We start from the raw sequence: 9,720 nt of genomic DNA, 5'->3' as shown, positions 1-9,720 counted from the left end.
CGGCATCCGCTGGGCGGGTCCCGACACGCTGACGGCCGCCACGGGGACCCCGCGCAGGTCCAGGAGGGGGGCACCCACGCACCGCACGTCTGGCTCGTGTTCCTGGACGTCGGTGGCGTACCCGCGGGCGCGGACGCTGGCCAGGTGCTGGCGCAGGGGGCCGAGGCCGGTGATGGTCCGGGGCGTGTAGGCCCGGAGCGGCACGGCCTGCAGGACGCGCTCCTGCTCGTCGGGAGGGAGGAAGGCCAGCAACGCCTTCCCGAGGGCCGTGCAGTAGAGGGGCGCGGCCACCCCCACGTCCCCCCGTGTGTGGAGGACCCGAGGGCTCTCCACGGCGTGGAGCACCACCACGCTCAGCCCCACTCGGACGCCCAGTTTGGCGGTCTCCTCCGTCGTGTGCGCCAGCTCGCGGAGCGGCCCTCCGGCGGCCTCCACCAGGAGCGCGTCCCGGTCCACCATGGTGGCGAGGTGAAGGAGCTTGGGGCCGGGAGCGTAGAGCCGCCCCGCGTCCAGCTGTTGGACAAACCCGTGGTCGCAGAGGGTCCGCAGGAGCCCGTGGACCGTGCTCTTGGGCAATCCCAGGTGGTGGGCCAGGTCCGTCACGCGGAGCGTGCGGCGCTCCGCATCGAAGGCCTCGAGGATCTGGAGGGCCTTGGCCACCGACCGGATGCCGCCGCGAGAGTTGTTCGACATCGTCGTACATTGTTCGTATTCGTCAAACGAGGCTCCGGGTCCTCCTGGTCTCCGCTCCGGCGGGATCGGATAGCCGCCTGAGCTGGCATCTCCGGTGGGCGACGGATTCCCTTCGAGGCATCGAGGAGGTACGATGGGAGACGACCACGGACCTGGGGAGGCGATGACGAAAATGGCGCAAGACAGGTCCTCGAAAGTCCAGATTCCCGACCCCCCGATAGCCCGGTTCCTCTTCTCCGACACGCGGATGGCGTGGTTCTGGCTGCTGGTGCGGCTGTACGCGGGCTATGAGTGGCTCACAGCTGGCCTGGAGAAGCTGGGTAACCCCGCCTGGACGGGGCCCAAGGCCGGTGCTGCGGTCACGGGATTCGTCCTTCGGGCCCTCACGAAGACCACCGGGCCCCACCCCGACGTCACGGGGTGGTACGCGAGCTTCCTGCGGTCCGCGGTGCTGCCCCACGCGGCCTTCTGGAGCTGGCTCGTGACCCTCGGAGAGATCGCCGTGGGGCTGGGGCTCCTCCTGGGTTTCCTCACCGGGATCGCCGCCTTCTTCGGCGGGCTCATGAACGCCAACTACCTGCTGGCGGGGACGGTGAGCACCAACCCCATCCTGTTCATCCTGGCCACGTGGCTCGTCCTAGCCTGGCGCGTGGCGGGCTACTACGGCCTCGACCGGTGGGTCCTCCCCGCCCTGGGCGTCCCCGGATATCCAGGAACCCTGTTCCGCCGCGGGCGCGGGGAGGTGGGGCCGGCGACAGGGTCGGCGGGATAGGCAGGCCCTGTCCCAATCCCCCCAGAGGGAGGGCCCCGGTCCCCTTTCTCTGCTCGTGGGGAGGAGGATCCCTCATTCGAGTCTGCCGACATCGTGCTGGTCCAGACCCTCGTGTGGGCCACGGGCTACAATGCCGGATCCCTTCCCTTGGCTGCGGACGTCGCGGCCCGCTGGGGAGTGCTGCTGTCCCCGGCCGCCGGGGCGCTCCTCATGAGCGTATCCACGGTGATTGTAGCCCTCAACGCCATGACGCTGCGGCGCCTGAGACTTCTCTAGCCCCAGCAGCGGGCCCCGAGTCTCGCTCAGGCGCTGGAGTACCGGGCCAGGTCCACAGGAGGGAGCCCCCAGAGGTCCCGCCAAGTCTGCAGCACCCGCCCCAGGGCCTCCCTCATCGCCAACCCGTCCCTAGCCAGGGCCCGCAGGTACGTACCTCCCCCGGCCGTCCGCCCCCAGGCGAGGAGGAGACCCTCCTCCTGCACCATGTCCTCCGGGACATCCCCCCACTGCCAGTACCCACTGGCGAGGTACCGGTGGCCTTCTAGCAGCCCCCACCCCTCTACTGGCCGCGTGATCGGCTCCAGCTCGAGGGCGTCAGCATACACGGGCCGGCCATCGATCTTGACGTGCAGCCGGGCCGACAGGCGCCGGAACCGGCCGACCTCCCCCCGGGCGATCCGTCCCGCGGCCCACAGGTCGAGCACCCCCACACGGCCGCCTCCCTCCACCAGGACCTCCTGGTCCTGCAGGAGCTCCGCCCCTGCAAAGGGGATCACGAGACCCGGGTAGTACTCGAGCGCGCCGCCCTCGTGGACCAGGAGGGTCACCCGGTGGCAGGCCCGCTGCCCCAGCCTCATCCCGAGCACCTTCGTGGCCGACTGGCTCACCACGACCGCCCCGGCTCCCGCCTCCACGCACACCGAGACGCGGAGTTCGTCCCCGCCGAGCAGCCCCGGCCCCACGTGCACCACCTGGACCACCGCTCTGCCGTCGGGGAGCAGAAAGGGGCGGAGGACCTTGAGCGGCCCTCCTGCGGAGGCCCGGACCACGTAGGTCTCCCCCCCGCGCGCTCCCAAGACCAGGTGCAACTCCCCTCGCAGTGACGTGCGCTCGCGGGATCGCTCGAGGACTCCGGTCCTACTGGTCGTGGAAGAGCACCTCCCGTGTGATCCACGCCACGACCCGATCCAGTCCCTCCCCCGTCTTCAGGTTCGTGAAGACCAGAGGCTTCCCGGCCCGCAGCCGGGCGGCGTCCCGCTCCATGACCCCGAGGTCCGCACCCACGTGGGGGGCCAGGTCCACCTTGTTGATGACGAGCAGGTCGCTCCACGTCACGCCGGGGCCGCCCTTGCGGGGGACCTTGTCGCCCCCCGATACGTCGATCACGTAGATGCTTACGTCCACCAGCTCCGGGCTGAAGGACGCCGCGAGGTTGTCGCCTCCCGACTCGAGAACAGGATGTCCGCGTCCGGGAACCGTGCCACCATCCGCTCGATGGCCTCCTGGTTCACGGAGGGATCCTCGCGGATGGCGGTGTGGGGGCACCCTCCTGTTTGGACCCCCTGGATGCGGTCGGGAGGGAGGGCCCCGGACCGCACCAGGAACTCCGAATCCTCGAAGGTGTAGATGTCGTTGGTGATGACGACGAGACTGTAGCGGTCGCGCAGGGCCTTGCACAGCCCGTCCAGCAACGCCGTCTTTCCGGACCCCACGGGCCCGCCAACGCCGATCCTCACAGGCCGCATGGCACCCTCCTAGGAGAGAAAGAGTCGCGTGGTGAGAAAGGCCTGCTGGTGCGATCGGATGTCCCACCCAGGGGTGGCGGCCCACAGCGCGGCCTCGGGATCCCGGAGCACCTCCTCGACCGTCTCCACCACGGACGGGTGAATGTCGGCCAGGATCGTCTGCGCCCGGAGGGGGCCGATGCGCAGGCACCGCGTGGCCGCGGCCAGGAGGCCTGCCAAGGAGGCGTGGGCGAAGGCCAGGAGGGTCATCCGAGGCGGGATCTCCAAAGTGGCTGCGAGGGCGCCCAGGACGACCGCGGCGTGAGGATGCGAGAGGCGCGGGGGACAGAGGCCCAGCGCCCTCTGGGCCAGATACGTGAGCCGACGCCCCACCTGGAGGCTCGCTTCGCGCGGCCCCCGCACGGCCTTCCAGGCCGTGAGCTCCTCCCCCAGGGCCTCCAGGCGGGCCTCATCCGGGGCCCAGAGGCGGGCCGAGGCACAGGCCGCCAGGTCCAGGTGTAACGACCCGAGGCTCACGTGGAGGTCGACGAGCTGGGAGAGCCCGAACGGCGTCACGCCGAGCGGGCCGTAGGCCTCGAGGCCGTAGGAGTGGGCGAAGCCTCCCACGGGGACCTGGGAGTCGACCACCTGGAGGAGCCGAAGCACCGCCACGTCGTCCATCGCCGGTCAGTGCCCGTGTGGGGCGGGGACGTCCCCTCCGAAGGGCCTCCGCGCTCGTTCCACCCGAACACCCAGGCGGCGGAGGCGGTCCGCCAGGACGGGGTCCCACAGGACGATGGCCACGTCCCCCTCCACCACCACGTCCCTGTGGAGGTTGCCGATGAGGTGGCCGATTCCCACGCCCTGGCCGGGGCTAAGGGGAAAGACCAGGAGGACGTCCTCCTCGGCGGCCACCACCCGGTAGGCGGTCCCCTCCACCACGGCCAGGATCTGGCCCGGCCGGAGGATGGTCCCCGTGGGAAGCTCCAGCCACACCTCCTCGCCGTCAGGCGCGGCGAGACGGCGGCGCACCCTGCGCCTCTCCTCGGCAGTCAGGGGGATGTCCACCACCCGCTGGTAGAGGGCCGGGTCCCGAGGGAGCGCAGCGACGCGCACGGGCATGGCTAGAAGAGGAAGTACGGCTGGGCCAGGGGCAACCGGTCCGCCGGTTCGCAGGTCACCCGCTCGCCGTCCACCCGGACGTCGTAGGTCTCCGGGTCGACCTCCAATCGCGGCAACAGGTCGTTGAGCCTCATGTCCCGCTTGGTCAGCCCCCGCGTCCCGCGGACGGGGACTAGATGTCGCCGGAGGCGATGGGGCAGCGCCCCACCTCCCGGTTAGACTGGGTACGCGATTTTGCGTCCGCAGCGTCCGCTTCGTCCGCGATGCCGTCATGGCGAGGTTTGTCGGCGCCGGGCTTATCGTCCGCCCTTCGTCCGCCAGGCGGGCTCATCGTCCGCCACCCGGAGCCGGCGGACGCAGACCGTCCATTGGCGGCTTCGTCCGCCGTCAAAGCCCGTAGCGGCGGGCTTGCGGACGCAGCGGACGAAGCGGACGATGTTTCGCCCCTCTGTTCGCCTTTGAGGGTTAGACTTATGAGCCGCGTCCGCTGCTTGCCGACCCGGCTCATTTCGACGTCCACTCCCACCGCCCGCAGCGCCGGCGCAAGCCGCCGCACGTGATTGGAGAGGGTGCGGGGATCCCTGGGTAGCGTCCGGTCGTTCTCGCCGGCCCGCTCACGCAGGGCTGCCAGCAGCTCGGTGGCGGTCCCTTCCCAGCTTTTCTTCTCCTCCGCCAGCGCCCGGATGGCCTGGCCCACAGGCGAGGCTTCGACCCCTACCGCAGCGGCCTCGTCCCGATTGCCCGAGTAGGCGGTCATGAACTCCTCCGGCGTCCATCCGGCCGCGCGTCCTGCCGCCGCGGCCCACCTTGCGAAGTCTGCCATGCGGGGCAAACGCGGCAGGTGCGTCTCGGGCAAGTAGCGCATCGCGGCCGCCACGGCGTCGAGAAGCGCCCCGAGGATGGCGGGCCTGTCCGACTCGAAAGCGGCCCACAGCTCCCGCTCCTCGTGCCGCTCGTGCTCAGGGATGGGCGGGAGCGTCAGCACGATGGAGCGGTCGCGGAGGTCGTCCCGAGCCGTCAGGTCGTCGATACCGTTGAGGATCACGGGCCGGCGCACATCGATGAGTACCTCGTCGGTGTCGGTGTAAAGCTCCCGCTTGCCGAGCCCGCCACCCGTCGCCACCCGGCAGATGGCGTCCGAGAGCCAATCGGGCAGCCCCGAAAGGTTGTCCAACGCGACGACCCATCCGTTGCGGGCGGCGATGAGCAGGTCTCCTTCGTCCCGCGGGCTGGTGCGCAGCGGCGCGGTGTTCGGGTCGATCAGGTGACGAAGCATCCGGGCCGCCAGGCTCTTGCCCGACCCCTGCTCCCCCTGCAGCACCAGCATCGGATAGGGACCGGATGGGTGCATGGCCCCGACAAGCCACACCCGAATGAGCAGCCACGCATCATCGTTGGGAACATGCAGGTACCGCCGCAGAAGCTTCAGCGAGCCGCCCGCCACGGGTTCGGGCAGGGCCAGCATGCCGCGGGCTCGCCGGAACCGAACAGGTGCCTGCTCAGACGGGATGACTCGCCACCCCCCCGGCCCCCCGATCTCGACGGCCCGCCATGCCTCGTCGCCGAGGTCAAGGTAGATGCGGCCGTTGTGCTCGGCCAGGCGGGTGTACACGGGGTACTCGGGGCGGTCGTAACAGGCGATGCCGTCGATCACCAGCAGGGCGTCCTGAATGGCCTGGGCGCCCGGCGTTCCCCCTTCGGTCTCGTAGAAGCGCCGGGACAGCCACCGCCGGAACGCCTTGCTCTTGGTGGGCCAGTGCTCCCGGCGACCGTCAACCGTGAAGGTGGCCCAGGGCTCGCCTTCCGGGTCGTGCCACAGCTCGGCGGCCATCGCCAGCTCGACGAGGATGGCGCTTTTGCTTTTGCGGCGCCGGCCGCCCTCGTCGTCTTCATGCTCGTGGTGGTCTTCGCTGGGAGGCGGCGCCCATTCGGGGGCCTGGTCGGCTAGGCGCTCCAGCTCCTCGCGGGTGCCCCCAGCGGCCAGCCAGTCGGACACGTCGCCTTTCGGGGGCAGGCCGGGAAGCTCCAGGACGCGCACCTCGGCGGCCTTGCCGTGGAGGGAGCGAGCCACCTGCTCGGCATGCTTCTTGCCGGTGTTGTCGTTGTCTGGCAGGATCACCACCCGGGCGCCTCGCAGGACTTCGGCGTATTCGTCCCTCCACTTGCCACCGCCCTGGGGGTTTGTCGTGGCCGTCAGCCCCAGGGACGCCAGGGCATCGGCGTCCTTCTCGCCCTCGACCAGGAACACCGTATCGCCGCGCCTCACCGCTTCGACCACCGCCGGCAGGCGATACAGCACCCGCGGGACGCCATCTAGTTTCCAGACCCATCCGCCCTTCCCATCGGGCCGCCGTTGGAGGAATTGCTTCCCCGGCATCCGCAGGACTTCGTATAGCAGGCGCCCGGCCTCGTCGTAATACCGATAGACGGCCTCGGGGTCCCGGGGCGCCGCGCCGTTCCTCTGCTCTGGGCTGGCGGGCATCAGGTCGGCCATGTCCAGCCCGATCGCCCGGACGACAACATCCGTGGGGCATCCCGCAAAGCAGTGCAGCAAAATGCGGCCGTCCGCACCGGTCGAAATCGACAGTGAAGGCTTTCTGTCGTCATGCGCGGGGCACTTGGCCATCCAGCCGGCGCCGGACTGCTTTACGCCGTGCAGCCTGTTGAGAATGTCGTCAATGGATGTTACAATGGGAGCAGGAACCATTGGTTGGCCTCCCTTTCTGCCGCCGCCCGGTCGGCCCCCGCCGCCGGGCGGTTTGCTGTTTTACGCACCGCGCCCGCCCCGCAGGTTCCGGGCCACGTACTCCACCAGCGCCGCCCTCGGGATGCGCCGGGCCGCGCCGATGTGGACGTACGGAATCTCGCCCGCCGCCATCAGCTCGTAGAGCTTGTTGTGGCCAATGCCGAGAAACCGCTGGGCCTCTCGCACCGTCACAAGCCCCTCCGCCGCCAGTTCCCGCGGGTCCCGCCGCTCTGCCGTCACCCGCACCATGCGTTTCACCTCCCGATGTGGTCTTGCGCCTTCGCGCGTTTCCATGGTAATGTAGCCGTGATAAGGGGGCGGATATGGTGATACATCAGGACGCGTTGCGCCGGAAGGTGGCCGGCGTTCTGGGCCGGCCCATTCCGGAGGGCTATTGGCGGTATCTCGTCAGGAGGGGCTACCTCGAAGACTACACACTGACTGGCGATCTCAATGTCTTGGTGAAAGAACTCCGGGCACTGTTCGCGGCCGACCAGGAGAACCGCGCGGCGGCTGCCAGCAGGGACGAAACCAAGGAGATCCCGCCGGACGAACGGCTCCTCTACCTGTCAGAGATTCTCGCGGTGGAAGCGGCCCGGCTTCCTGAAGTCGTTCGGTTTCGGGAAAAGTACCTCGGCGGCCGTCTGCTCGCATTCAAAGACGTGGAGGCATGGATCCACCAAACGAAGCAGGCAGACGGCCCCGGCTCCCGTTGGTACACCATCGCCCTTCGGGCAGACCACACGCTCAAGCACAATGGCCCGTTTCCACGCCTGCGCGACCTCCTGCAGACACTATCCGCTCTGCCGGACAGTGAACTGGACAGGTTTATTTCCGAAGTGTCAACGGAATTTCTCAACTACGCTGTTCCCGACGACAACTGGCAACGTACGATTCCCATTCAGCACGACGGGGTTTTGTATCACCTGAAGCAAGTGGCCCGCCTCCTGGAACGGACGTATGGATGGCAGGAAAGTCAAGCGGTGGTTTTTACTTTAACAGGCGTAATCCCCCTGATTCCCAAAGCTCGGATCAGAACGCCGTTGGTGTACTTTCGCCCCCATGACCGTATCAAACTGGAACTCGATCCGAGGCTATCCGCAGACGAAGTGCGGGATCTGTACGCGAAGGCTAGAAACAAGGTCTTCAAAGGCCGCGACCGCCCAATGTCGAAGAAGCACCTCGAACTGGCCCTCTTCCTCGTCCAGAACCCAAATCACACCTGGCGGGAGATGGCGGCCTTGTGGAACGAGAAACACCCCGAGTGGGCTTATACGGTGTGGCAGAACTTCTCCCGCGACGCGCGGGCGGCCTATCGGCGCCTCACGGGCAGGAAATGGGTCCACCAAGGGGCGAGAACACAGAAAGGGAGTGATGACTGATGCCGGGCAAAGGCCGCAAGAAGCAAGGCAGGGCCAGGAAGGGCACAGGGACGATCTACGAGTACCGCCCCGGGCGGTTCCGGGGCATGCTCGACCTCGGCGTCGGCGCGGATGGCAAGCGCATCCGTGTCAGCACCACGGGGGGCAGTGTCGAAGAAGTGCAGCAGAAGCTCGACGCGATGAAGCAGGACGTGCTTCGGGGCCTGCCGATAAACTCCGAGAAACTCACGGTGGGCGAATATCTCGCCCGCTGGCTTGAAGATGCGGCACGGCCCGCCGTCAGGCCGAGCACGCACGTCCGTTACGCGGCCATCATCCGCATCCACGTGGCGCCACGGATCGGCGCAATCCCTCTCGCGAAGCTCTCGCCTGTCCACGTGCAGGGCCTGTATGCTGACCTGGAGCGGGCCGGGGTCTCGCCACGCATGCGCCAGTTCACCCATGCCGTCCTCCACCGGGCACTGAACCAAGCCGTGAAGTGGCGCCTGGTTTCCCACAACGCGTGCGACGCAGTGGACCGCCCCCGGGTGCCGCGCAAGGAAGTGCGCACCCTTGACGCCGAACAAGCTCGGCGCCTCCTGGAAGCGGCCAGGGGGGACAGGTTGGAAGCCCTCTGCGTCCTCGCCTTGACCACGGGGATGCGCCAGGGCGAACTCCTGGGCCTGCAATGGGAAGACGTGGACTTGAAGGCGGGCACGGTGTCCGTCCGCCGCACCCTGTTGGAATTGAACGGCAAGCTGGCCCCCGGCGAAACCAAGTCGGGCAGACCCCGACGGGTGGACCTGCCCGACATAGCCGTGGAAGCGTTGCGGGAGCACCGCAAGCGCATGCTGGCGGAGGGTCACCCTGGCCCCTGGGTGTTCTGCGACACCAGGGGCGGCCCGATCCGCAGGAACAACATCATTCGCCGCTGGTTCAAGCCGCTGGTCAGGCGGGCCGGCCTCCCAGACATCCGCTTCCATGATCTCCGGCACACGGCGGCCACGCTCCTGCTCAGGTTGGGCGTCCATCCCAAGGTCGTGCAGGAGCGGTTGGGCCACTCCCAGATCGGCGTTACGCTCGATACCTACAGCCACGTGTTGCCCTCCATGCAGAAGGAGGCGGCCCGGAAGCTGGACGCTATCTTCCGCCCGGCGCGATAGGCACACTTTAGGCACACCTTCTGGCCCACCGCCCCCGAACACAGAATCGACCCTGAGGCAGAAACCATCGTGCTGCGGGCATTTCAGCTGGAGCCGGCGGGGGGATTCGAACCCCCGACACGCGGATTACAAATTCGTCGCG

9 protein-coding genes and 3 pseudogenes are annotated in these 9,720 nt (G+C 68.5%); 4 read left to right on the top strand and 8 right to left on the bottom strand.

Annotated elements, in window-relative coordinates:
• The coding region (locus C4313_RS10055) for an IclR family transcriptional regulator (protein ID WP_352429729.1) at nt 1-693 on the bottom strand (693 nt) is incomplete at its 3' end.
• Between the two features lie 247 nt (nt 694-940).
• Here C4313_RS10055 and C4313_RS10050 point away from each other — a divergent pair.
• Together C4313_RS10050 and C4313_RS11710 are read left to right on the top strand one after the other, a co-directional pair.
• Nucleotides 941-1,465 (top strand): DoxX family membrane protein, encoded by a 525-nt coding sequence (locus C4313_RS10050; RefSeq protein WP_503012464.1) that lies wholly within the window; start codon nt 941-943, stop codon nt 1,463-1,465.
• A 96-nt stretch (nt 1,466-1,561) separates the two neighbouring features.
• Nucleotides 1,562-1,741: pseudogene (locus tag C4313_RS11710) on the top strand (hypothetical protein); the annotation flags it as partial.
• A gap of 26 nt (nt 1,742-1,767) precedes the next feature.
• Here C4313_RS11710 and C4313_RS10045 read toward each other — a convergent pair.
• From C4313_RS10045 to C4313_RS10015, 7 genes and pseudogenes are all read right to left on the bottom strand, one after another.
• Complete coding sequence (locus C4313_RS10045) at nt 1,768-2,550, bottom strand: urease accessory protein UreD (RefSeq protein WP_352429727.1); 783 nt, start codon at nt 2,548-2,550, stop codon at nt 1,768-1,770.
• Nucleotides 2,551-2,599: 49 nt separating this feature from the next.
• Nucleotides 2,600-3,207: pseudogene (gene ureG, locus C4313_RS10040) on the bottom strand (urease accessory protein UreG).
• 9 nt (nt 3,208-3,216) lie between these two features.
• Complete coding sequence (locus tag C4313_RS10035; protein WP_352429726.1) at nt 3,217-3,858, bottom strand: urease accessory protein UreF; 642 nt, start codon at nt 3,856-3,858, stop codon at nt 3,217-3,219.
• 15 nt (nt 3,859-3,873) lie between these two features.
• The gene (locus tag C4313_RS10030; RefSeq protein WP_352429725.1) at nt 3,874-4,308 is read right to left on the bottom strand and encodes an urease accessory protein UreE; all 435 of its coding nucleotides are present in this window, start codon (nt 4,306-4,308) and stop codon (nt 3,874-3,876) included.
• Between the two features lie 2 nt (nt 4,309-4,310).
• Nucleotides 4,311-4,496, bottom strand: a pseudogene (gene ureC / locus C4313_RS10025) (urease subunit alpha); the annotation flags it as partial.
• Entirely contained in the window at nt 4,481-6,685 is a 2,205-nt protein-coding gene (locus C4313_RS10020) for an AICE element replication initiation protein (protein ID WP_352429730.1), read from the bottom strand. The gene C4313_RS10020 and the pseudogene ureC, both read right to left, overlap by 16 nt.
• Nucleotides 6,686-7,075: 390 nt before the next feature.
• Nucleotides 7,076-7,300, bottom strand: a complete 225-nt coding sequence (locus C4313_RS10015) for a helix-turn-helix domain-containing protein (RefSeq protein WP_352429724.1) — start codon at nt 7,298-7,300, stop codon at nt 7,076-7,078.
• A gap of 77 nt (nt 7,301-7,377) precedes the next feature.
• Here C4313_RS10015 and C4313_RS10010 point away from each other — a divergent pair, with 77 nt between their 5' ends.
• Together C4313_RS10010 and C4313_RS10005 are read left to right on the top strand one after the other, a co-directional pair.
• Nucleotides 7,378-8,436: a hypothetical protein gene (locus C4313_RS10010; RefSeq protein ID WP_352429723.1), complete on the top strand. Its 1,059-nt coding sequence runs from the start codon at nt 7,378-7,380 to the stop codon at nt 8,434-8,436.
• Nucleotides 8,436-9,578, top strand: a complete 1,143-nt coding sequence (locus C4313_RS10005) for a tyrosine-type recombinase/integrase (protein ID WP_352429722.1) — start codon at nt 8,436-8,438, stop codon at nt 9,576-9,578. Before C4313_RS10010 ends, C4313_RS10005 begins: the two co-directional genes overlap by 1 nt.
• Nucleotides 9,579-9,720: the final 142 nt, after the last annotated feature.

The sequence above is a fragment of the Thermoflexus sp. genome (genome assembly GCF_040289485.1).
Lineage (GTDB): Bacteria > Chloroflexota > Anaerolineae > Thermoflexales > Thermoflexaceae > Thermoflexus.
The sequence above is the reverse complement of the archived record's forward strand: the minus strand, read 5'-3'. Positions and strand labels throughout refer to the sequence as shown.